This window comes from Hymenobacter humi, assembly GCF_042665855.1.
Classification (GTDB): Bacteria; Bacteroidota; Bacteroidia; order Cytophagales; family Hymenobacteraceae; genus Hymenobacter; species Hymenobacter humi.
The window spans coordinates 554,781-575,482 of record NZ_JBHTEK010000001.1; the positions used below are offsets into that span (position 1 = coordinate 554,781).

Genomic DNA, 20,702 nt, shown 5'->3' on the forward strand with positions numbered 1-20,702 from the left:
AAAGGCGGAATAAGCGGAGAGTATTGATTGTCATAATAAAAAGAAGCGTCGAAAGGCTAAATCTCACCCAAAGTTATTCAGGACGGGTCAAGCCGACTGTAAAGTAGCAAAATAAATATCTTGCCAACCTTATTTAAACACGCGACGGAAATCAAAAAATTGCATTTCCACGCCGAATGGTCGGTATTATCCCGCCCAAAAATTACTCGCTGACGAACACCCGCTTCACCCGCTCGCTCACGTTGGTGAGCAGGCTCGTAGGCAATGGTGCCGATGCGGGCAGCCAGCTCCGGCAGCGGCAGGCCCTCGCCAAAAATCAGGGCCACGTCGCCGGCCCGGACCTGCGGAATGTGGGTCACGTCGGCCATGCACATGTCCATGCACACGGAGCCCACCAGCGGCGCCCGCTGCCCATGGATGAGCACCGTGCCCGCGCCGTTGCCGAAGCGGCGGTCGTAGCCGTCGGCGTAGCCGATGGCCAGCGTGGCAATGCGGCGCTCGGCTTCCGTAGCCGTACCGCGCCGGCCGTAGCCCACGGTGTGGCCACCGGGCAGGGTTTTAATCTGGGAAATGGTGGTGCGCAGCTGGCTCACCGGGCGCAGGGCCGCGGTGTCGCGGCCGCTGGCATCGACGCCATAGAGGCCGATGCCGAGGCGCACCATGTCGAAATGGGCTTCGGGGAAGCGCAGGATGCCAGCCGAATTCAGGGCGTGCTTGAGCACGGCGTGGCCCAGCGCGGTTTCGAGCACAGCGGCCATGCGCCGGAAGGCGGCCAATTGCTCGCGGGTGAAGTCGTCGTGCTCGGCTTCGTCGGCGGCGGCGAGGTGGGTCATCAGGCTGGCCACGGGCAGGCGGGCGGCGTGTTGCTGCAGCAGGGTGGCCAGCGCGGGCAGGTCGGCTTCGTCAAAGCCCAGGCGGCGCATGCCGGTGTCCAACTTAAGGTGGATGGGCGGGGGAGCGACTGAGTGGCTGAGTGGCTGAGTAGCTGATGCCTGCGCTTCGGCCGGGAAAGCGGCCAGGTACTCCTTCAGCATGTCGAAGGAATAGATTTCTGGCTCCAGGCGGTAGTGCTGCAGCGTGCCGAACGAATCCGGCGCCGGGTTCATCACCATAATGGGTAGGCTGATGCCGGCTTCGCGCAGGGCCACGCCTTCGTCGGCGTAGGCCACGGCGAGGTAGTCGGCCCGTTGAAATTCGAGCAGGCTGGCCACTTCGTAGGAGCCGGCACCGTAAGCAAAGGCCTTCACCATCACCATGAGCCTGGTGCCGGGCTGCAGCTGGCGGCGGTAGTGTTGCAGGTTGTGGCTGAGGGCGTCGAGGTTGACTTCCAGCACGGTGCCGTGCTGCTGGGCCTGCAAGGCCGCTACGATGCGCTCAAACCCAAAGCGCCGGGCACCCTTAACCAAAATGACTTCGCGGGCAAAGGCATTGGGGTCGAGCGAGGCCAGGAAGGCTTCAGTATCGGAGTAGAAATCAGTTGTTAACGACTGATTGCCGGAGAGCTGCGTTTGGGTGAAGAAGCGGCGATGCCGGTTGATTTCGGGGCCAATGCCGACGAGGCGCGTAACGCCCGCCGGGGCGAGCAGGGCGGCCACGCGGGCATAGAGCTCTTCCCCGCTCAGGCCCGATTCGAGCACGTCGCTCAAAATCAGGGTGCGGCGGCCGGGGCGCGACTGTCGCCCCAGTGCATTCAGGGCCAGGGCCAGGCCGGCGAGGTCGTTGTTATAAGTATCGTCGAGCAGGTAGGAATCGTGGCGGCCCAGCTTCATTTCCAGACGCATAGCCACGGGATGCAGGCGGGCGAGGCGGCGCTGAATCTCGGCCGGCTCGACTTGCCGGTGCAGCAGCACAGCGAGGCAGTGCAGCGCGTTTTCGATGGACGGCTCGTCGGAAAAAGGCAGGGTAAATGCAGCTTCCAGTCCGGCACTGGCATAGTGGGCATGCAGGCTGGTAGTGCCGCTCGTGCTTTGGTCGAGGGTGAACTGGATGTCGGCCGGCTGGCCCGGGTAGCGCGTCCAGCTCAGGCCGGGCAAGTGCCGACTGGCCACGGCGGCGCGCACCGGCGGCTGGTCGTAGCAGTAGAACAGCCTCCGAAACTGGGGCCCCTGGAACAGCTGCAGCTTCTCGGCCAGCTTCTGCTCGCTGGAGGCAAAGCCGGCGTCGTGGGCCGTACCCAGGTTGGTGAAAATGCCTTCGGTGGGCTGAATGATGGCCGCCAGCCGCGCCATCTCCCCTACTTCGGAAATGCCGGCTTCGAAAATGCCCAGCGTGTGGCGTTCCGGGTTCAGCTCCCACACGCTCAGGGGCACGCCCACCTGCGAGTTGTAGGAGCGCGGCGAGCGGCAAATGTCCTCGTCGGGGCTCAGGAGTTGAGCCAGCCACTCCTTTACTATGGTCTTGCCATTAGAACCAGTGATGGCGAGCACTGGGCCTGCAAACTTGGCGCGGTGGGCAGCACCCAGGGTTTGCAGGGCCGCGAGCGGGCTTTTCACGGCAATAATGCCGGCGCCGGGATACGCGCCGAGGCCGCCGGGTAGCTCAACCTGCTTTTCTACTACAAACAGCCGCACGCCTTGGGCATAGAGCTCGGGCAGGTAGCGGTGGCCGTTGTGGCTGGGGCCGCGCAGGGCGAAAAACAGGGCGCCGGCGGGCACGCCCACCCGGCGGCTGTCGAGCACCAGGTGGCGCACCTCGGCGGCAGGGTCGGCGGGGGCCTGGAGCAGGTGGCCGGCCAGCAGGGCCGGGAGAGTAGCGAAGTCGAACACGGGGCAAAGGTCGGCGGCGGCTCCGGAAGTGCGGTGCTTGCGGCGAGGTCGGCTGAAGCCCTTCGCTTCCTGGGCCGGATGGCTCTTTCGGAGTCGCACTCCGAAAGCGGGGCTGCCGGGGACTTGCAGTCCCCAATCGTTGAACAACGGCCTTTCTAATGTCGCGGAGTACAACCCCGCAGCAGGCAGCTTTCGGAGTGCAACTCCGAAAGAGCCATCGAAAGAGCCATGGAAGCCGTCGGGAATAGGCGGGTGTGGCCATTCCAGAAATGCGACTCCGGTGTTCCCAGCCACGCAGCAGCTTCGTTTTGCCCCCGCTTTGCGCGGCCTCGGCTCTCAGCCAGGAAACCCAACCTCAAAATAGCTCATCCTTAGCTGTTTTGCTGAATATTGTGTAAATCGAATTTACTTTCTGCTCACACTCTTACCATTTTCCCTATGAGACGTTTTAAGGTAATTAGCCGGGGCCTACTGTGGGCACCGGCGGCAGCGCTGGCTCTGGGGGCCTGCAGCCCCAGCGCCACCTCCGTAGTGACGGCGCCCGCCCCCCGCAACCGAAGCCCCCGCCGCGGCGGCTGCGAAACCCGCACCGGCCGGGCCGGCTTTTCAGATTCCGGTCGAGTATTACACCTTGCCCAACGGGCTGCGGGTGGTGCTCTCACCCGACCACACCGCGCCCACGGCTACCGTGGCGGCGTACTACGCGGTGGGCTTCCGCACTGAGCCGCGCAACCGCACCGGCTTTGCGCACTTGTTTGAGCACCTGATGTTTCAGGGCTCGCAGAACCTGGGCAAGAATGAATTTATTGGGCTGATTCAGAAGAACGGCGGGGCCCTGAATGGCTCAACCCGCTTCGACTTCACCAACTACTACGAGGTGGTGCCGGCCCACAAGCTGGAAACCATTCTGTGGGCCGAAGCTGATAGGATGCGCGGCCTGGCCATCACCAAAACCAACCTGACCAACCAGCAGGGCGTGGTGAAAAGCGAGGTGCGCGTGAACGTGCTCAACCAGCCCTACGGCGGCTTCCCGTGGCTCTCGATGCCCCAGAAGGCCAACAAAAACTGGAACAACGCCCACAATTTCTACGGCGACCTGAAAGACCTCGATGCGGCCACGCTGGAAGACACCAAGGCTTTCTTCAAGACCTACTACGCGCCTAACAACGCCGTGCTGGCCGTGGTAGGCGACTTCGAGCCCGCCGAGGCCAAGGCCTGGGTGCAGAAGTACTACGGCAGCATCCCCAGCGCCCCGCAGCCGCCCAAGCCCGACCTGACGGAGCCGCGCCAGGAGCAGGAACAGCGCTTCGTGCAGGACGACAAGCTAGCCACCAAGCCCGCGCTGGCCTTTGCCTACCACATGCCCGAGCGCAACACCCCCGAATATTACGCCCTGGTAATGCTCGACCAGATACTGCTGCAAGGCAACGACAGCCGCCTCTACCAGGCCCTGGTGCAGAAGCGCGGCTACACCGACAACGTGAGCGGCGGCATCAACTCCGACCTGGGCAACCAGTTCAACTACAACGGCCCCATGCTGTGGATGGGCAGCCTTGTGTACGACCCCACCGTGCAGGCCGACTCGGTGGTGCAGGTGCTCGACCAGGAAATCAACCGCCTGGCCCGCACCGGCATCGACCAAGCCACCATGGACCTGGCGATGGTAAAAATTCGCTCGGCATTCTACGACCAGGTGAGCGGGTCCGACAACTTCGGCCGGGCCGATTTGCTGGCCGCCTTTGCCTTGTTCGACAACGACCCTTCGCGCATCAACCGCATCGAGAGCGAGTTTCGCAAGGTGACGCCCGAGCTCATGAAGAAAACCATCAGCGAATACCTGCGGCCCACCAACCGCACCATCATCACCGTCAATCCGCTGGCCAAAAGCTAGCTCAACCTCTTCGCCATGAACAAGCTATTTATTGGGCTGCTCAGCGCCGCCCTTGTGGCCACGGCCGCACCGGGAGCGCAGGCCCAGAAAGCCCCTGTCAAAGCAAAAGCCAAAACCACCGCTAAGCCGGCTCCCACCCGAGCCACCGGTGTCGCCAAAGCCGTGGCGGCCGCCAAATCTCCGGCCACACCCAAGCAGGCCCCGCCCCGGGCGGTAAGCCCCGCGACTTTACCCTGCCCGCCAAAGAAGAATTCACTTTAGATAACGGCCTGAAGGCCCGGCTCGTACCCTATGGCCAGGTGCCCAAGGTGACGATGATGGTCGCCATTCAGGCCGGCAACGTACACGAGGCGGCCGACGAAGTGGCCGTGGCAGACTTGCTGGGCAAGCTGCTGCAGGAAGGCACGGCCACGATGTCGGCCACGCAGCTGGCTGAGCGCGTGGCCCGAATGGGCGGCACGCTCAACATTTCGGTGGGCGCCGACCAAACCAGCCTGTGGGCATCGTGCCTCTCGGAATACGCCCCGGAGATGGCGGCGCTGCTGGCCGAAGTGGTGCAGCGCCCGGCCCTGCCGGCCTCCGAAGTGCCGCGCCTGAAAACCGACCTCAAGCGCCAGATGGCCCTGGCCCGCGCCCAGCCCGGCGTGCAGGCCCGCCAGAAATTTACGGGTGCCATCTACGGCAGCCACCCCTACGGCCGGCCCCTGCCCACCGATGCCCAGCTTGATGCCCTGACCCTGGAGCGGGCACAGAATTTCTACAAGACGCAGTACGGCGCCCAGCGCACCAGCCTGTACGTGGCCGGCCGGTTTGAGGCGCCCGCACTGCGCCAGGCCATTACGGCGGCGTGGGCCAGCTTCCCGCAGGGCCCGGCGCCCCACATCGAAATCGTGAAGCCGGTAGCCAAAGCCGACATGCTGAGCCAAGACCGGCCTAACGCACCACAGTCGACCATCGTGGTTGGGCTGCCCGTCATTGACCCCACCAACCCCGACTACATCCGTTTGCGGGTGATGAACTCGCTGCTCGGCGGCTCGTTTGGCTCGCGCATTACGCGCAACATCCGGGAAGACAAGGGCTACACCTACTCGCCCTACAGCTACCTTGAAACGCACTACCGCACCGGCAATTGGACCCAGAACGCCGACGTGACCACGGCCGATACTTACAACTCGCTGCGTGAAATCATGAACGAAGTGGAGCGGCTGCAAAAGACCCCACCGTCGGCCGACGAGCCTGAAGGGCATTCAGAACTATGAGGGCGGCATGTTTGTGCTGCGCAACTCCAACCCGGGCGGCATCATCGGCCAGCTAAATACCCTGGACCTGCACGGATTGCCTGAGACCTACCTCACCGAGCAGGTCAAAAACATCAACGCCGTGACGCCCCAGCAAGTGAGCCAAATCGCCCGCAAGTACATCCGCCCCGAGGCCATGACCGTGGTGGTAGTGGGCGATAAAAAGGTGATTGAGCAGCAGCTCAAGAAGTTTCAGGCCGAGCGCAAGAAGCCGATGTAGCGGAACCTCGCCCCTGCCGGCCCCTCTATAAAAAAGGAGGGAAGCCACGGTGGCGCCAGCCAAAAGAGGTCCGCAATTGTGGACCTCTTTTGCTTCAGATAGTAGTTTGGTTTCGATAGGCTCCCCTCTTTTTTGTCGAGGGGCCGGGTCTGCCACGGGTTTGAGCAGCCCACACTGCTCGGCGCTTAGCTCAACTTGATTGCGGCCGGTTTGCCGGCTCAACTGCCTGAGGCTGCACCTGTCGCTGACCCACGGCTTCATTACCCACGTCCGCCACGGCACCCTAGCCCTGGAAACCCAGGGAGGCGACTTCCCGGAGTTCACGGTCCGAATACCCGCCTAACTTTACGGTCCGCCGCCACTTCTTGACCGCATGAAATTTCTCCGATTATTCTTCGGCCTGACTGTGGCCGCGCTGCTGGCCGACTGCGCCCGCCGGCCCACCAAGCTGGAGATTTTCGACGTGGTAATCAATCACGTAACCGTGGTGGACGTGGTGACGGGCCAGCTCAAGCCCAACCAGGTGGTCACAGTATCGAAAGGCAAAATTGTGGGCGTGGACCCAGCCGATAAGGACAGCTACGCCGCCAAGCAGTACGTGAATGGCAACGGCCGCTACCTCATTCCCGGCCTGTGGGACATGCACGTGCACTTCCGGGGCGGCGACAGCCTGATTGCGGCCAACAAAAAAGCCTGACGCTCTTCCTGGCCCACGGCGTAACCACGGTGCGCGACGCCGGCGGCGACCTCACGCCCAGCGTGATGCAGTGGCGGGATGAAATGGAGGCGGGCAAATTTGCCGGGCCGCACATCTTCACCTCCGGGCCCAAGATAGACGGCCCGCAGGCCTACTGGCCTGGCTCGCTGGAAGTGGAAACCCTGCCCCAAATCCGCAAAGCCCTCGACTCGCTCAAGCGCCTGCGGGTGGACTACGTGAAGATTTACGACAGCAAAATCTCTGGCGCGGCCTACCTGAACACCATTTCGCAGGCCCAGAAGCGGGGCCTGAAGACCACCGGCCATATGCCTTATTCCGTGACCCTGGCCGAGGCTGTGAAACGGGGCCTAGACGCCACCGAGCACCTGTACTACGTGTTCAAGGCCTGCTCCAGTAAAGAAGACAGCCTCACAGCCCTGGTGCGCAACAGCTTGAAGACGCCCAAGCCGCTGGGCCTGTTTGCGGTGCTGCCCGCCGTGTACGACACCTACAGCCCGGCCGCGGCCGCCCGCATTTTCAAGCTAATGGCCAAGCACCACACGGCCGCCGTGCCCACGCTCCACATCGGCAAAACCCTGAGCGAGCTGTCGGAAAACAACCATTCCCAGGATACCCTGCGGGCTTACATCGACCCCAGGATTCAGGCCACCTACGTCCGCCGGCTGGCCAGCGCCCGCCAGCAGTCGCCCGCGGCTCAGGCATTTAGCAGAAAGCTCGAAGCCAAGTTTTTCAGCCTTGTGCCGGAGATGCAGGCGGCCGGCGTGCCCATCCTGGCCGGCTCCGACAGTGGGCCGTTCAACTCATTCATCTACCCCGGCGCCTCCTTGCAAGACGAGCTGCTGATGCTGGTGCAGGCCGGCCTCACGCCCGCCCAGGCCCTGCAGGCCGCCACCATCAACGGCGCCAAGTTCATGGGCGTGGCCAACCGCACCGGCACCATCGCACCCGGCAAGGATGCCGACCTGCTGCTGCTCACCGCCAACCCGCTGGAGAACATCGCCAACATCAAACGAATCGATGCGGTGATTTCACGGGGCAAGGCCTATCCCACCGCCGCCCTTAGCAACATGATGCGGGCCATTAAAAACCCGTGAGGTAGGGTGGTCTGCAAGGAGGCTGGGACAGGCCGGGGCTTTTTGCTTACTACCTAATGAAAATACCGCGCTGAATACGGGAAGCCTTTACAACGTCACGGGTTAAAACCCTATCCCTACCCGCAGCCCCGTACCCAGCTTCTGGCCGCTTTGCAGAGCGGTGTAGAAATCAACCCGCAGCACTTTTAGGATGTGCTCGATGCCTACGCCCAGCTCAACGTAGTGGCCGGCCTGGGCCGTGGTGAGGTAGTTGAGCGAAGCAACTTCCTGCCACTTGAGCTGACGCAATAGCGGGACTTTGTTGAGGATGAAGCCATTGAAGTGGTGGTCGTAATGTGCTTCGAGGTAGGAATTGTTGGTGCTGAAGCGGTAGTAGTCCAGCAGGCGGAAGTTGCTGAAGTTGCCGGCCAGGATGGTCTGGTTGCCGGAGAAGTGGCGGTAGTCAGCGAAAGTCAGCCCCACTTGGCGGCCCACGAAGCTGCCCACGTTCACGCGGAAGCTGCTGGTGCCCAGCAGGCCCAGCGATAGGTTGTCGCGCACGCCGGCTTGCAGCAGCAGGTAGCGCACGTCGGCGCCCAGCACCTGCGGCACGGCCCAGCGGCCCTGCACGTTGAAGGTGGGCCACTTGGAGCCGAGGTTGAACTTGCCATCGGGCCGGTTGATGTAGCGCTGGCCGGGCTTGTAGTCGAGCGACAGGCCCAGGGCGAGTACCTGGCTGCGGCCGAAGCTGGTGTTGGGCAGCTCCTCGCTCACAGGCAGGTTCGGGGTGAAGGCGCGGCCGCGCACGTCGTTGAGCAGGCGGTCGGTGGTATTGGATAGCTCGTGGCGGTCGAAATAGCCGGCGGTGGCGCGCAGGTTGAGGCCGTTTAGGGGCTCAGTGAGGTAGGTGAACTCGGCCCCGTCGCGGCGGTAAAGCTTGGCGTAGTTGCGGTTGGCGTACAGCGTGTACAGGGTGTTGATGGCCGGCGTGAGCTGCGAGTTGCGGTCGAAGTTCTCGATGGTACGGCCCGCCGCTAGCCCAATTTGCTGGAGCTTGGCCGGGTGCAGCTGCCAGGTGGCGGCCAGGCTGGGGTTGAGCTCCCGGCTGCTGAAGCCGTAGCGGAGCGTGGGCGTGAGGGTGAAGTAGCGACGGTCGTCGGTACGCTGGCTGAAGATGGCCTGGCCGTTGAGCACCACGCCTTCCACGGTGTTGTACTGGAAAATCTGGGCCAGCGGCAGCACCGTTACCGACTGTTTCTTAAAAGTATTCTGGTGCGTATAGCCGCCGATGGCCAGGTTGATGGGCTCGAACTTATTGCGTTTTTTATCGAGCGAATCCTGATAGGGGCGCGATTTGCGAATGACTTCGGTGCTGTCTTTCACGTGGTAATCCTTCAACTCTTCGGCCGTGAGCGGCACCGGGCGCACCTGGTCCCAATAGGCCGAGTCGCGCTCGTTCACGCCTTTTTCGATGAGCTGCACTTCGCCGCGGGGCATGCGGGCAAACGGGTCGTTTTTAAGGGAGTCGCGCCGGGCCTGCTTCACCTGCTTGCGTACCTGGGCACTGAGGCCGCGCAGGTCGGGCTTGCGCTTGCGGATTTGGGCGGCGGTTTCCTGGCCCACGGGCGCTTCTTTGGCTTCGACTACCACGGGCGGGGCTTTGGCGACGGGCGGCGTAGGGTACGTGGGCACCACATTGGCGTAGTTGGAAAGCACGGCCGTGATGTAGCCGGAGCCCTTGAAACCCAGGCCCGACAAGTTGGCCCGAATCTGCTGCGACTGGATGAGCCAGACGTTGGCATTGCCGGGGGCCGGCGTGTATTGTTGAGCTAAATGCAAGTCGTCGACGTAGTCGATGTGGGCCTCTTTGTCCAGGCTCAGGTCGACGGAGTGAATGCGCCAGGAATTGTCGACGATGTAGATAAAGCCCGAGAAAACGGGGTCGGTGCGGCGGCGCGGAATCACCCGGATTTTGTGCACCGTCACGCCGCCCTGCGGGGTGCTGCCCACCAGCTCGTAGCGGTAAAACAGCATGGCGTTGGCCGCGATGGGCGACACGAAGCCGCGCTCCGAAAAGGGGATTTTTATCAGGTTTTCGTAGAACCCGAGGTTGCGGCCAGCGCTGGCCCGGTTGAAGCTCAGGCCGCGCGAGTCGCCGCTGACCCGGCTCGAAATCATGCGCTCCTTCACCACGTTGGGCTGGGTGAAGCTGATGTCGGACAAACTTTCGGAGAGGTAGAAAATCCCCTTTTTGATATCGGGCCCCAGCTTGAATAAGCCCATGATTTTGGCCGGCGTGTCGTTGATGCGGCCCAGGCTTTTGATGTAGATACGGGCGCGGTAAGCGGCTACTTCGCGCCGGTGGTAGGCGCGCCACTGCTGCGCCTGCTGAATGATGGCATACGCCGGGTCGCGGTCGGTGGACTTCACCAGCACTTCGCCCAGGTTGTAGGCCTCGGGCTGCAGCACAACATTGAGCGTCAGCACGGTATCGCCGCCTAGTACGCGCACCGGCTGAATCTGCGGCCGGTAGCCCACGTACTGAAACACCAACTCGTATTGCCCGGCCGGCAGCCGCAGTGAAACTCGCCTTGCTCGTTGGCGCCGGTGCTGGTGGCGGCCCCGCGCACCGCCACGTTGGCAAAGGCCAGCCCTTCCTTATTGGCCCCGCTCACTTTTCCCTTGATAATTCCCGCGTAACTCAGAATAGGCAGCCAGCTCAACAGGAAGGCAAGGGCAGCGAGGCGAAACAAGGGCAAAGGCATAAGAGCAAAGGCAGAAGAAGAGGCATCAGCAAGTTACGCCCGGCGCACAACTGATGCTTGTTGGGACCAAAGCGTTGCCTGCGGGTGTATTATTCCTGCACCACCCCCGCCCGCCATTACGCCACTACTTCCTCGGCCGGGGCCAGGGCAGCTGCGCGGGCATCGAAGCGGGTGGTGTACCAGGCGTTCAGGCCCACGCCCAGCAGCACCAGCGCCATGCCGGCATATGCCAACGGCCCAAAGGCTTCGTGAAAAAACAGGTAGCCCAACCCGAGGGCGTAGAACATGCCCAGGTAGTTGAGCGGGGCCACGCGGCTGAGGCGCTCCATCTGGTAAGCCCGCGTCATGGCCACCTGGGCGCCTTGGGTGAAGGCGCCGCACGCCAGCAGCCACAGCCAGTCCGTGCCCTGCGGCGTTTGCCAGTTGAAAAGGCAAGCCACGGCGGCCAGCGGCAGCGAAATCAACGGGAAGTAGAAGACGATAACCAGCGGATGCTCGCGCCCGCGCAGCTTGCGGATGGCGTTATAGCTCAACCCCGAAAGCAACGCGCCCAATACACCGATGCCCAGGTACAGCAGGCCCAGGTCGGCGGGTCCGGCGGCGCTGGCTGCGGGCGTCGCGGGCCCGCCTTGCTGCACCAGCACCACCCCAGCAAAGCTCAACGCAAAAAACACCCATTGCCAGCTGCGCACCGGCTCGCGCACCAGCCAGATGCCCATCACGGCCGTGAAAATGGGGGCCAGGTACTGCGCCGTGACGGCCGTAGCCAGCGGCAGGTGCTGAATGGCGAGGAAATAGCACACCAGCGCCACCGCCCCGGTGCTGCCCCGGCTGATGAGCAAGCGGTAGTTGTTGCCGAACGGCGCTACGCCCAGCCGCCGCAAGGCCGCGTAGCTGGCCACGATGGAGAAGATGGACCGGAAGAAAATAATTTCCAGCGCGGGCAGGTGGTGGAGCTGTTTCACGCAGGCGTTCATGCCCGCAAACAGCAAGGTACTCAGCAGCATCAGCCGGATGCCGGGGGTCAATTCCAGTTTCAAGCAGCAGGGTGGGAAAGTGCCGGAAGAATATATTGTGCCGTAAAGCACGGGCTTGGGTAACGAAGTGCCGGGCGCATTGTTCAGGATTACCCGCTCCCGCTAACCGACTCCTATGTTTAAAACCGACAAAACCCCCAAGCAGTACACGCCCGGCGAAGCCCTGCAAAAGATTGCCGCCTTCTGCGCTTACCAGGAGCGCACCCAGAAAGAAGTGGAGCAAAAGCTGCGCTCCTACGGCCTGGACGAGGACGAAGCCGGCGAAATCATCATTCGCCTGAGCCGGGAAAAGCTGCTGGACGAGGAGCGGTTTGCCCAGGCCTTCGTGCGCGGGCACTACCGCCAGAAGAAGTGGGGCCGGCGCCGCATTCTGCAGGAGCTCAAGCAGAAAGGCATCAGCGAGTTCTGCATCAAGTCGGGCATGAAGGAGATTGACGGCGAGGAGTACTACCAGAACCTGGTGGAGGTGCTGGAAAAGAAAGACCGCCAGGAAAAGGAGAAAAACCCGCGCGTGCGCCGCATGAAAATCTCGCAGTACCTCACCGGCAAAGGCTACGAGCAGGACCTGATTAAAATCGCGCTCGATGACCTGGGCAAAGCGCCGGAAGACGACGAATAAACGCACTTTGGCGGCAGCCCACGCGCACATTTAAACATAGCCGGCAGCCCGCGCCTTACCTTGCGTAGCGGAGTCCTTCGCGTCATATCCTTTTCCGTCAATGAGTTTCCGACAAAGCTTGCAGCAATTGCTGGGCATCCCGCCGGGCGAAGAAGCTGCCCCAGACGAACAGCCAGCCCAAGACGCGCCCGCTTTGGTGGCCGCCCTCGGCGACCCGCACCAGCACCACGCCGCTGCCGAGAGCCTGGAGCAGGCTGGGGCCCGGCGCAATACCGGCCCTGGCCGCGGCCCTGCCCGGCGCGCTGGCCACAAACGACGCGGCCCTGCTGCGCCGCCTGGCCCAGGTGGCCGGCCTCTTCAACACCCCCGCCAGCCGCCAGGCGATGGTGGAGCTGATTCGGAACGAAAACTTGTTTGCCCGGGCCGCGGCCCTGCGTGCCTCCACCCCCAGGCCCGAGCCGGCCGAAGCCGCCGTGTTTGAAGCCGTAGTGCAGCGCGAGCTGCGCTGGCCCGGCAGCTGCTGCACGGCCAGGCGACGGCCCCAGTGGCCTTGGCCAAGGCCCTGGCCTACGAGCTGCAAGGCGTGCAAAGCCGCCTGTTTGGACTGCTCGTCCGCCTTTATTCGCCGCAGCTCATTGCCGAAGCGCAGCGCAACGTGATGGCCCACGCCGCTCCCGAGCGCCAGGCTACCGCACTGGAACTGCTCAGCCACCTGATTCCCCAGCCGGTGTACCAGGGCCTGCAAACGCTGCTCGGCACGGCCTCGCCCCTGGCCAAGGCGCAGGCTTTCGACCAATTGCTGGGCCCGCCGCCCGCCGCCCTGCCGCCAGTGGCCGAGCTAGTGGCCGTGCAGGGGCTGGCCGCGTTTGCCGACTGGACCCTGGCCCAGGCCCTGGAATCCTGGAAACCCACGGCCGACACGGTGAAAGCCCTCCTTCCCCATTTGCGCGCGCAAAACCGGCTCGTGCGCGAAAGCGCCATCGCCGCACTGCGCCGCCTGGCCGAAACCCAGCCCGTTGTTCACCAAGCCTTGCTCCACCACTGGCCTCATGCGGCGCCTCCTTTGCCATGCTCTCCGACTCCGTCCGCGTTTCCGCCGCCGAGCGGGTTCGCATCCTCCAAAACACCGCCTTGTTTGCCGAAACGCCCGAGCATGTGCTCAGCGCCATCGTGCCCATTATGAACGAGGTGGAATACGCCACGGACCAGCAGATTTTTGCCAAAGGCGACCTGGGCGCGTCGCTGTTCATCGTGCACGAGGGCGCGGTTGGCATCTACAACGGCGAGCACCGGCTCATCACTTTTCGGGCCGGCGATTTTTGGCGAGCTGGCGCTGCTCGATGCCGAGCCCCGCTCGGCCACGGCGCGCGCCCTGGAGCCGGTGCTGGCTTTCCGCCTCGACCAGGATGATTTCTACGACGTGATGGGAGACCGGCCGGAGGTGCTGCGCAACGTCTTGCGGGTGCTGTGCCAACGCCTGCGCCGTCAAAACGAGAAGATGCAAGCTGCGGCGTAGCCGCCGGCCATGGTTACAGCTTGGGACCGGTTTTGGGCAGCTGCAGGCTGCTGGCCCAATATCACGCGGCGGCCGGTGAGGGTGCGCAGCATGGGCACTAGAATCTGCTCGGCGTTGCGCTGGGTTTCAGCCAAGATGCCGGATTGCAGGGCGGCGTTGCGCACCTGGGCCTCGGCATATTTGTAGCCTTCGTCCACCAGCTCAGCGTCCTGAAAAAGGCGTTTTCGGTGCTGAACACCCGGCTCTGCTGGTGGTTGATTTGGAAGTTGCACAGCTCGGGGGCCGGCAGAGCCACGCGCACCACCGAGTCACCTTCCAGCACCACGTCCTGGGGCCTGAGCTTGCGCAAATCGATGCAGCCCACGGCCTCCCCGCCGACTATCAGCGCCACTTTCGACTCCGGCAAAAATCGGTAGGTGCGGCGCTTGTACTCCACCACGTCCTTGAAGCGGTAGCGCACCAGCTCCAGCCGGCCCAGGGCTTCCACCTGCGTTAGTACCGTGTTGTGGGTTACAGTGATTTTGGGGCCAGCATCCTCTAACGGGCCCAACTCGCCGAGTACCGGGCCCAGCTTGCGCCACAGCAACCAGCCCAACCCCACCAGGAACAGCAGCGGCAGCAGGCGAAAAAGAAGGCGGAAGAGGTTCATATGCGCTACAGTACGCAGGCGGCGGTGGCGCGTTGGGCCGGGCGGGCGCCTAGCTTTGCAATTGATGCGCTTGCTTTTCTTCTTTCGTACGCTGGTTTTGCGCCTGTGGCCGCACCACCCGGCCCTGCTGGCGGGGCTGTGGGTGCTGGTGCAGGCGGTGTACCTGCGCCAGTTCCACGGCCCCCACTTCGCCAACGACAGCGCCCGCTACCTCGAATACGCCACCAACATCGCCGAGCGCGGCTACTTCGAGCCGGGCCACAACCTGCGCTACGTGCTTTATCCGCTGTTTCAAAGCATCTGGCTGGGGCTGGGCTGGGGCTGGTGGGGGATAGTGGCGGGGCAGATGGCGGTTTCGGCCCTGGCCACCCAGGCCATCTACCGGGGCACCCGCCGCCTCGCCGGTGGCCGCCGCGAAGCGGCGGCCCTGGCCACGCTGCTCTTCATCGGCTGGCCCGATATCCAGCCCTTCAATGTATTTCTGCTCACGGAATCCCTGTTTATCAGCCTGGTCGCCTTGTCTTTCGGCGCCTTCACCCGCGTGCAGCATGGCCGGCGCCGCGATTGGGCCTGGCTCCTTGTGGTGCTGTTGCTCACCGCCCTGGCCCGGCCCAACGGCTTTATGGTGGCCCTGGCGGCGGGCTTGGCGGGGCTGGACTTACTGCGGCGCAGTTCCAACCGCCGGCCCTGGCACGCCGCTTTGCTCTTGCTGGCGCTGCTCTCGCCCCTGCTGTGGCGGGCCCTCAACCACCAGGCTCGCCACCTACTACCTGATGGACACTTACCAACGGGGCGAGCTCATTTTCCGCTACCGGCGTGGGCCGTGCACCAAGCCCAGCCACTCGACATGCCGCCCGCGGGCACCGGGCCCGCGGCGCGGGTGCTGTATTTCGCCGTGCATAACCCCACGTACCTGGGGCGCCTCATGCTGGGCAAACTGTTCGTTTTCATCAGCTACCTAAAGCCGCACTACTCCCTGGCGCACCGCGTGGTGGGCGTGCTGGTGCTGTGGCCGGCCTACTGCCTGGCCGTGCTGGCCGCGCGACGAGCAACTATCTGGCGACCGGCGCGGATATTCCTGGCCGCGATGTTCCTGCTTCAAACCGCCATCGTCATGCTCACCGTGGACGACTGGGACGTACGCTTTCTGGCCCCGGTGCTGCCGGCGGTCTTCGTATTGGCCGCTTTAGAGCTTACGGCGCGATTGGCACCCCGCGCGGCGGCCTTCTTCCAGCCAGCCCAACGGGAAGAGGAACTAGCCGAAGCGCTGCCGCCAGCCCGCCCACGCCTGTAGGCCTCCCGTGTGAATAGCCACCACGGTGCTGCCCCGCGGAAAATAGCCTTTTTTAATCAAGTCTAGTACCGCAAAGAGCATCTTGCCCGTGTACACCGGGTCCAGTAACACCCCGTGCTGCGCCCGAAACAGCTCAATAAAACTTAGTAGCTCGACTGAGTACTTAGCGTAGCCCCCAAAATGATAGTCGGTTTGCAGCGAGTAGTTGGCGAAAGTTTGTCCCACTGTTTGCTGGGTAAGTGCGTCTACTTCGGCACTCAGGAAGCTGCCATTTTTTAGGGCGGCCACGCCCACGGCCTGCTGCTGGCCCGCGAGGCCCGTAAGCAGCCCCGCCAGGGTGCCGCCCGTGCCTACGGCCACGGCCAACGCATCGAAGTCGGTGAGCTGGCGAAGCTCGGCCACCAGTTCGGCGCAGCCGGGCAAGGCCAGGGCATTGGTGCCGCCTTCGGGCAGCACGTAGGCCGGGCCAAAACGAGCAAGCTGCTCAGCCAGAAAATCGAGTTCGGCGCGGTGGCGGTAGGCGCTGCGGCCGAGGTAGTGCAGGGCCATACCCTCGGCCGTAGCCTGGGCTAGCGTGGGGTTGAGCAAGGCCGGGTCAGTTCCGCTGGCCGGTGCGTCGCCCCGAATCAGGCCGATGGTGTGGAAGCCGAACAGGCGGCCGGCAGTGGCCACGGCCGCAATGTGGTTGGAGTAGGCCCCGCCGAAGGTGAGCAGCGTATGGTGCCCCTGCTGCTGGGCCGCCGCGAGGTTGTACTTGAGCTTGCGGGCCTTGTTGCCGGGCAGGTCATGGTTCGCCAAATCGTCGCGCCACAGCAGCAAGCGCACCCCTTGGGCGCTTGCTGCCGGCTCGTTGATTTCCTGCAAAAGCTCGTTCATTCCCTCACTGCTTAGAAGGCCTGAACCTATCCGTTGAGTTGGCGCTAGGCCACTACTTCAGCTGGCACCAGTTCGTCCTTCGTTTGCTTGCGCCGGGCGGCGTACACGCCCGCTCCCACTATCATCAGCAGCAAGGCGATGCTGGAGGCCAGCGAAACGGCATTGCCCACAGCGTAGGACTTGGGCTCAAACTTGAACTCGATGGTGTGCTGGCCGGCCGGCACCTGCATGGCCCGCAGCACGTAGTTGGCCCGTATGTGGGGCACGGGCTTGCCGTCGAGGAAGGCCTGCCAGCCATCGGCGTAGTAGATTTCCGAGAACACCACTAGGCCCGGCTGCTTGGCGTTGACACTATACTTGAGCTCGTCGGGGCTGTAGTTGGTGAGGGTGACGGTGGAGCCGGCCGCGTTGTAGGTAGCGGCTTTTTGCTGCGGGAATTTGCTCACGTCGACCACCGCCTCGGTGGCGGGGTTGAAGGAGCTGAGCGCCGCCATTTCCTCGTCGGGGCTGTTCACGAGTTTCACCTCGCTCACAAACCAGGCATTGCCCAGGGCGCCGGGGTTGCGCTGCACCGGCTGCTTGGGGTCGCCGGTGATGAGGTAGCGCATGTTCAGCATGTTGAGCACCTGCTGGTTGTTATTGGAAATCTGGCGCTCGATTAGGTCCTGGTAGCGGCGCAGCTTGGCACCGTGGTAGCCGCCGATGCTCTTGTGGAAGTACGAAGTCTGGGCTTCGTTGAAGGGATTTTGCAGGTTGAACACGCGGTAGCTCAGGGCCGTGTCGCGCATTATCATCTGGTTGGCCGGGGTGGGCTGAATGGCTTCGGCAATGGTTTCGCGCTGGAATTTATCGTTGCCGAGGTAGCGCTTGTCCACGCCCCACAAGTCCACCAGTACCAGCACCACCATCAGGCCGCTGGCCGTCATGACATTCAGGCGGCCCTTGAGGTGGAAGTACAGCACGCCCAAGGCCGCGCCGATGAACAGCAGCCCGCGCCACACGTCGCTGCGCAGCAAGTCGGCCCGGTCGGCACGCAGGCCGCTGAGCAGCTCCGGCGTGAAGCCCTGCTTGGTCAGCTCGTTGTCGATGGGCGCGGCAAAGTCGAACGTGAAGCTGGCCAGGTACGCCAGCACGCAAATGCCCGCCGTGATGGCGCCGGCATAGAGCACCTTGGGCAGCAAAGCCGCAGCTTCGGCGGTGAGCTGGGGCGCAGCGGTTCCGGCGGCTTTGGCCAGCGCGGGGTGCTGCTGCGGGTCGGTTGGGGTGAGGGGCTGAGGTGTCCGGGGCCGCAGCACACGGCTCAAGGCCAGCGCGCCCAGGATGGGCATGGCCAGCTGCGCGATAACCAGCGCCATGCTCACCGCCCGGAACTTGTTGTAGCCCGGCAGCAGGTCAAAAATCAGGTAGTTGAACGACTCAAAGTTCTTGCCCCAGGCCAGCAGAATCGACAGGACGGTGCCGGCCAGCAGCCAGTAGCGCGTGCGCTTTTCCACCACAAACAAGCCGAGGATAAACAGGAAGCAAACCACCGCGCCCATGTACACCGGGCCGGCCGTGTAGCTCTGCTGCCCCCAGTAGGTGGGCATGCCCGCCAGGTACTCCGGGGGCAGGCCGGCTTTGGCGAGATTGGAATTGGAGCCGAGCGGCATGGAGCTGGCACCGCCGTAGAAGTTGGGAATCAGCAACGTAATGGTTTCGCCCACGCCGTAGCTATACTGGAACGCGTAGTCGCGGTCGACGCCCGAGTGGTTTCTTCGCCCTCAGCGGCCGGCGCCTGGCCAGGCGCGGTGGGCAGGGGCGTTTTCAGTTCGGTGCGGCCGCGGTTGCTGTATTTGCTGTATTCGAGTGTGGTATAGAGACGGCCGAAGCTCACCCCCACGGCCAGCGCCGCGCCGAGGCCCAGCAGCGCCGTGCGCTTGAAGAACTCGGGCAGGCGGCCGGCCCGGTAGGCGGCCACCAGGCTCAATGATGCCAAAAATGGCCACCAGCAGCAGCAGGTAATAAGTAATCTGCAGGTGGTTGGCGCGCACGTTCAGCGTGAGGCCTACGGCGAAGAGGGCGGCACCCAGCCACTTATCGCGCCGGTAGGCCACGAGCACGCCGCCCAGCACCAACGGCGCATAGGCCAGGGCAATGCTCTTGGTGTTGTGGCCGGCAGCCAGAATGGCGAGGTTGTAGCTCGAAAAGCCCAAGGCCACCGCCCCGGCCACGGCCACCAGCGACCGCACGCCCAACGATACCAGCAGGATGTAGCCGCAGAGCAGGGCCAGGAACAGGTTGGCTACCACGGCAGGCAAGCCCAGGGTCATTATTTTCTGCAGGTACCCCGACCAGTCGCCCGGAAAGTGCAGGCTGATGAGGTAGGTAGGCATGCCCGAAAACATGGAGTTCGTCCACAGGGCTTCTTTACCCATGGCCTTGGCGTATTCCTGCGCCTCGTGGGCGCCGCCTTGGAACTGGGTGATGTCGTGCTGGGCTAAGGTCTTGCCCTCGAACATGATGGGTGAGAAATACACGCACGCCAGCACCACAAAAAATAGCACCGCCAGCACGTGGGGCAAGGCCCGGCGCCACCACGGCGCGGACGAAACAGAAGAAGCAGAAGCAACAGCAGCCATCAGGGCAATTTTAGAAAACACAAAAACGTGCCCGAAGGTACAGTAGAACCGTGCGAAGGCTCAACTTACCGGGCCGTCATTCTGCTTTCAGCTCAATTTTGCCGTTCTGCTTTTCCCGGCCGCCTGCCCGGTGCGCTGCCTCCCTCCGCCTCGCTCTACTTTACCTCCTCGAAGTCAACGTATTCTCCCCCTTTAAATCCCTGGGGCTTTTCATTCTCGGCCGCGACGGGCGGGGTGTATTCCACGCGTACCTGGCCCGGAGTGGTCGGCGGGCCAGGCTGCGACTGCGGAGGCACCACAAAGCCGCCGTTGCGCATTTGCTTGCGCACAAAGCTGCTCAGCACCAGCCGCAACACGATGGGCAGCACGTAGCGCAGGGCAAAAAAGACCAGAATTAAGATGAGCCAGAAACGCATAGAGAAAGAAACGTAAATGCTGCCGCAAGGTACAACCGGCCCTTGCTGACGGTTGAGCCAGCAACATACTTTGCCCGGCGTTTGGTGCCGGCGCAGCCAGCCGCAAATGTCCGGTTGCCTGCGCTACCTGCGCCGCCTTTTATTCCTCCGCTTCAGCTGCCGGGCCACGGCTCCGGCCACCAGTCCGCCCAGGGTGTACCACGCCACGGTCATGAGCGGGTTTGGGGAGTGCGGTTGCTGGGGGCTTCGTCGAGCCCCAGCGGGCCCGGGAGCAGCACGCCCCCTACCCCCGCAGCTACGCCCAGCAGCAGGCCCCGGCGCACCGTGTGGCGCCCGCTGCCCACCAGGCTGTAGTAGATGCCGTTGCTGAGCAGGTCGCCGGCCATGGTCAGGCCGTACAGCGTGGCGTTGTCGGGCTGCGGGACCTCGGTTTTGCGCAGCAGTTTGCGCAGGCCGCGCATGCCCGTCACGTCCATGCGAGGGGCATCGGTGGGGCGCAGGCGGCGCACGGTTTCGTGGAGAGCGGTGAGGGCCACGGCTCCGGCCAGGCCAGCGGTCAGGGAAGGCAGCAGTTTCATAGGCATCGCAAAAGGTAGGTTGTTGATAAAACGCTGGTCCGGCCGCGGGGTTACTAAACTTTTCCACGGCGACGGTTGCGCGGCGTCCGACACGGTGCCTATCTTTGCAGTCCCTTCCAAAAACGTTGGCCGGGGAACAAGCCTCTTTAGCTCAGTTGGTAGAGCAGCTCATTCGTAATGAGCAGGTCGTTGGTTCGAGTCCAATAAGAGGCTCAGTAATCTTTACTGAGAAAAACAGAAAGCCGCCTTTGCTTGAGCAAAAGCGGCTTTCTGTTTTTACGCCGGCCGGTGACGAGCGGCTTAGTGGGGCAAGTGCTTAACAAATTCCGACTATTCCCTCCAGTAGCATGTGGCGCCGTAGCTCAGAGC

At 63.4% G+C, this 20,702-nt stretch carries 23 protein-coding genes and 1 tRNA gene; 12 read left to right on the forward strand and 12 right to left on the reverse strand.

The features are described 5' to 3' along the window. Positions 1–77: 77 nt before the first annotated feature. Complete coding sequence (locus ACFQT0_RS03080; protein WP_380200297.1) at positions 78–2,864, reverse strand: bifunctional UDP-N-acetylmuramoyl-tripeptide:D-alanyl-D-alanine ligase/alanine racemase; 2,787 nt, start codon at positions 2,862–2,864, stop codon at positions 78–80. 532 nt (positions 2,865–3,396) lie between these two features. Here ACFQT0_RS03080 and ACFQT0_RS03085 point away from each other — a divergent pair. From ACFQT0_RS03085 to ACFQT0_RS03110, 6 genes are all read left to right on the forward strand, one after another. Then, positions 3,397–4,656 carry a M16 family metallopeptidase gene (locus ACFQT0_RS03085; protein WP_380200299.1) on the forward strand — a complete coding sequence of 420 codons (1,260 nt, stop codon included), beginning with the start codon at positions 3,397–3,399 and terminating at the stop codon, positions 4,654–4,656. Between the two features lie 15 nt (positions 4,657–4,671). Beyond that, a complete protein-coding gene (locus ACFQT0_RS03090) occupies positions 4,672–4,917 on the forward strand; it encodes a hypothetical protein (RefSeq protein ID WP_380200301.1) in 246 nt (81 codons plus the stop codon). A gap of 38 nt (positions 4,918–4,955) precedes the next feature. After that, positions 4,956–5,915, forward strand: coding sequence for a M16 family metallopeptidase (locus ACFQT0_RS03095; RefSeq protein ID WP_380200303.1), 960 nt, complete (start codon positions 4,956–4,958; stop codon positions 5,913–5,915). A gap of 7 nt (positions 5,916–5,922) precedes the next feature. Further along, positions 5,923–6,174, forward strand: coding sequence for a hypothetical protein (locus ACFQT0_RS03100; RefSeq protein WP_380200305.1), 252 nt, complete (start codon positions 5,923–5,925; stop codon positions 6,172–6,174). 373 nt (positions 6,175–6,547) lie between these two features. Beyond that, on the forward strand, positions 6,548–6,871 hold the full coding sequence (locus ACFQT0_RS03105; RefSeq protein WP_380200307.1) for a hypothetical protein: 324 nt from the start codon (positions 6,548–6,550) through the stop codon (positions 6,869–6,871). A gap of 29 nt (positions 6,872–6,900) precedes the next feature. Beyond that, complete coding sequence (locus ACFQT0_RS03110) at positions 6,901–7,986, forward strand: amidohydrolase family protein (protein WP_380200309.1); 1,086 nt, start codon at positions 6,901–6,903, stop codon at positions 7,984–7,986. Positions 7,987–8,088: 102 nt separating this feature from the next. Here ACFQT0_RS03110 and ACFQT0_RS03115 read toward each other — a convergent pair whose 3' ends face one another. The 3 genes from ACFQT0_RS03115 to ACFQT0_RS03125 form a co-directional block, all read right to left on the reverse strand. Further along, positions 8,089–10,515 (reverse strand): DUF5686 family protein, encoded by a 2,427-nt coding sequence (locus ACFQT0_RS03115; protein WP_380200311.1) that lies wholly within the window; start codon positions 10,513–10,515, stop codon positions 8,089–8,091. After that, positions 10,464–10,718: a hypothetical protein gene (locus tag ACFQT0_RS03120; protein WP_380200313.1), complete on the reverse strand. Its 255-nt coding sequence runs from the start codon at positions 10,716–10,718 to the stop codon at positions 10,464–10,466. Before ACFQT0_RS03120 ends, ACFQT0_RS03115 begins: the two co-directional genes overlap by 52 nt. 128 nt (positions 10,719–10,846) lie before the next feature. Continuing rightward, on the reverse strand, positions 10,847–11,770 hold the full coding sequence (locus ACFQT0_RS03125) for a DMT family transporter (RefSeq protein ID WP_380200315.1): 924 nt from the start codon (positions 11,768–11,770) through the stop codon (positions 10,847–10,849). A gap of 112 nt (positions 11,771–11,882) precedes the next feature. On the opposite strand from ACFQT0_RS03125, the gene ACFQT0_RS03130 reads away from it, so the two are divergent. Beyond that, a complete protein-coding gene (locus ACFQT0_RS03130; RefSeq protein ID WP_380200317.1) occupies positions 11,883–12,386 on the forward strand; it encodes a regulatory protein RecX in 504 nt (167 codons plus the stop codon). 97 nt (positions 12,387–12,483) lie between these two features. Here ACFQT0_RS03130 and ACFQT0_RS03135 read toward each other — a convergent pair whose 3' ends face one another. After that, positions 12,484–12,966, reverse strand: a complete 483-nt coding sequence (locus ACFQT0_RS03135; RefSeq protein WP_380200319.1) for a hypothetical protein — start codon at positions 12,964–12,966, stop codon at positions 12,484–12,486. Between ACFQT0_RS03135 and ACFQT0_RS03140 the strand changes: the two genes are divergently transcribed. The 3 genes from ACFQT0_RS03140 to ACFQT0_RS03150 are packed head-to-tail and all read left to right on the forward strand — an operon-like array spanning position 12,937 to position 13,902. Next, on the forward strand, positions 12,937–13,569 hold the full coding sequence (locus ACFQT0_RS03140; RefSeq protein WP_380200321.1) for a hypothetical protein: 633 nt from the start codon (positions 12,937–12,939) through the stop codon (positions 13,567–13,569). The genes ACFQT0_RS03135 and ACFQT0_RS03140 overlap by 30 nt on opposite strands. Continuing rightward, positions 13,542–13,796, forward strand: coding sequence for a hypothetical protein (locus ACFQT0_RS03145; protein ID WP_380206148.1), 255 nt, complete (start codon positions 13,542–13,544; stop codon positions 13,794–13,796). Before ACFQT0_RS03140 ends, ACFQT0_RS03145 begins: the two co-directional genes overlap by 28 nt. Next, complete coding sequence (locus tag ACFQT0_RS03150; protein WP_380205893.1) at positions 13,720–13,902, forward strand: hypothetical protein; 183 nt, start codon at positions 13,720–13,722, stop codon at positions 13,900–13,902. Before ACFQT0_RS03145 ends, ACFQT0_RS03150 begins: the two co-directional genes overlap by 77 nt. Here the strand turns inward: ACFQT0_RS03150 and ACFQT0_RS03155 are convergent. Together ACFQT0_RS03155 and ACFQT0_RS03160 are read right to left on the reverse strand one after the other, a co-directional pair. Then, complete coding sequence (locus tag ACFQT0_RS03155; RefSeq protein ID WP_380200323.1) at positions 13,872–14,036, reverse strand: hypothetical protein; 165 nt, start codon at positions 14,034–14,036, stop codon at positions 13,872–13,874. The two genes, ACFQT0_RS03150 and ACFQT0_RS03155, sit on opposite strands and share 31 nt — an antisense overlap. Further along, positions 14,000–14,551: a DUF4230 domain-containing protein gene (locus tag ACFQT0_RS03160; RefSeq protein ID WP_380200325.1), complete on the reverse strand. Its 552-nt coding sequence runs from the start codon at positions 14,549–14,551 to the stop codon at positions 14,000–14,002. Before ACFQT0_RS03160 ends, ACFQT0_RS03155 begins: the two co-directional genes overlap by 37 nt. 97 nt (positions 14,552–14,648) lie before the next feature. Between ACFQT0_RS03160 and ACFQT0_RS03165 the strand changes: the two genes are divergently transcribed. Next, a complete protein-coding gene (locus tag ACFQT0_RS03165; RefSeq protein WP_380200327.1) occupies positions 14,649–15,845 on the forward strand; it encodes a hypothetical protein in 1,197 nt (398 codons plus the stop codon). On the opposite strand, the gene ACFQT0_RS03170 is transcribed toward ACFQT0_RS03165, so the two are convergent. The 5 genes from ACFQT0_RS03170 to ACFQT0_RS03190 form a co-directional block, all read right to left on the reverse strand. Next, entirely contained in the window at positions 15,807–16,721 is a 915-nt protein-coding gene (locus ACFQT0_RS03170; protein ID WP_380200329.1) for a 1-aminocyclopropane-1-carboxylate deaminase/D-cysteine desulfhydrase, read from the reverse strand. The two genes, ACFQT0_RS03165 and ACFQT0_RS03170, sit on opposite strands and share 39 nt — an antisense overlap. Positions 16,722–16,765: 44 nt before the next feature. Further along, entirely contained in the window at positions 16,766–18,424 is a 1,659-nt protein-coding gene (locus tag ACFQT0_RS03175; RefSeq protein WP_380200331.1) for a YfhO family protein, read from the reverse strand. Between the two features lie 57 nt (positions 18,425–18,481). Then, positions 18,482–19,339 (reverse strand): hypothetical protein, encoded by an 858-nt coding sequence (locus ACFQT0_RS03180; RefSeq protein ID WP_380200333.1) that lies wholly within the window; start codon positions 19,337–19,339, stop codon positions 18,482–18,484. Positions 19,340–19,494: 155 nt separating this feature from the next. After that, positions 19,495–19,755: a hypothetical protein gene (locus ACFQT0_RS03185; RefSeq protein ID WP_380200335.1), complete on the reverse strand. Its 261-nt coding sequence runs from the start codon at positions 19,753–19,755 to the stop codon at positions 19,495–19,497. 209 nt (positions 19,756–19,964) lie between these two features. Beyond that, positions 19,965–20,333 carry a hypothetical protein gene (locus ACFQT0_RS03190; protein ID WP_380200337.1) on the reverse strand — a complete coding sequence of 123 codons (369 nt, stop codon included), beginning with the start codon at positions 20,331–20,333 and terminating at the stop codon, positions 19,965–19,967. 140 nt (positions 20,334–20,473) lie between these two features. On the opposite strand from ACFQT0_RS03190, the gene ACFQT0_RS03195 reads away from it, so the two are divergent. Continuing rightward, positions 20,474–20,546, forward strand: a tRNA-Thr gene (locus tag ACFQT0_RS03195). Positions 20,547–20,702: the final 156 nt, after the last annotated feature.

Bases quoted from the DNA above. Each gene is read 5' to 3' on its own strand.
- ACFQT0_RS03170 (WP_380200329.1), bottom strand. From the start codon at position 16,721: ATGAACGAGCTTTTGCAGGAAATCAACGAGCCGGCAGCAAGCGCCCAA.
- ACFQT0_RS03185 (WP_380200335.1), bottom strand. From the start codon at position 19,755: ATGCGTTTCTGGCTCATCTTAATTCTGGTCTTTTTTGCCCTGCGCTAC.
- ACFQT0_RS03160 (WP_380200325.1), bottom strand. From the start codon at position 14,551: ATGAACCTCTTCCGCCTTCTTTTTCGCCTGCTGCCGCTGCTGTTCCTG.
- ACFQT0_RS03180 (WP_380200333.1), bottom strand. From the start codon at position 19,339: ATGGCTGCTGTTGCTTCTGCTTCTTCTGTTTCGTCCGCGCCGTGGTGG.
- ACFQT0_RS03130 (WP_380200317.1), top strand. From the start codon at position 11,883: ATGTTTAAAACCGACAAAACCCCCAAGCAGTACACGCCCGGCGAAGCC.
- ACFQT0_RS03105 (WP_380200307.1), top strand. From the start codon at position 6,548: ATGAAATTTCTCCGATTATTCTTCGGCCTGACTGTGGCCGCGCTGCTG.
- ACFQT0_RS03190 (WP_380200337.1), bottom strand. From the start codon at position 20,333: ATGAAACTGCTGCCTTCCCTGACCGCTGGCCTGGCCGGAGCCGTGGCC.
- ACFQT0_RS03090 (WP_380200301.1), top strand. From the start codon at position 4,672: ATGAACAAGCTATTTATTGGGCTGCTCAGCGCCGCCCTTGTGGCCACG.
- ACFQT0_RS03100 (WP_380200305.1), top strand. From the start codon at position 5,923: ATGTTTGTGCTGCGCAACTCCAACCCGGGCGGCATCATCGGCCAGCTA.